At 63.2% G+C, this 307-nt stretch carries 1 protein-coding gene; it reads right to left on the bottom strand.

What is annotated here, in order from left to right:
- Positions 1-307 (bottom strand): outer membrane beta-barrel protein (locus tag EN850_RS35355; RefSeq protein WP_136093059.1); only part of this gene is annotated, 307 nt, incomplete at both ends.

Below are 307 nucleotides of genomic sequence, written 5' to 3'. Positions count from 1 at the left end.
GCCCGACGGTCTTGCTCCAGTCGTCTGTGTTACGATACTCGACGCGGCCGAACACGTTGTCCGTGATCTTGATGTCGGTGCCGACACCGGCCGTCCAGCCGAGCATCGCCTTGCTTTCGTTGGTGCCGAGGACGTCATCCGTGATCTTCTGGTTCTTGGCGGCAAGACCGCCGGTGCCATAGAGCAGGATTTCCGGGGTCACCGAATAGCCGAGACGGGCACGCAGCGAGCCTTCGAGGCCGCCCTTGGCATGAATGCCGGCGCTGTCGCCCTTGACGCCGTTGTAGCCGAGATCGGCTTCAGCACC

It is taken from the genome of Mesorhizobium sp. M8A.F.Ca.ET.207.01.1.1, from assembly GCF_004794715.1.
Taxonomy (GTDB): domain Bacteria; phylum Pseudomonadota; class Alphaproteobacteria; order Rhizobiales; family Rhizobiaceae; genus Mesorhizobium.
Note: the sequence above shows the minus strand (reverse complement) of the source record. Positions and strands in the feature narration are given on the sequence as shown.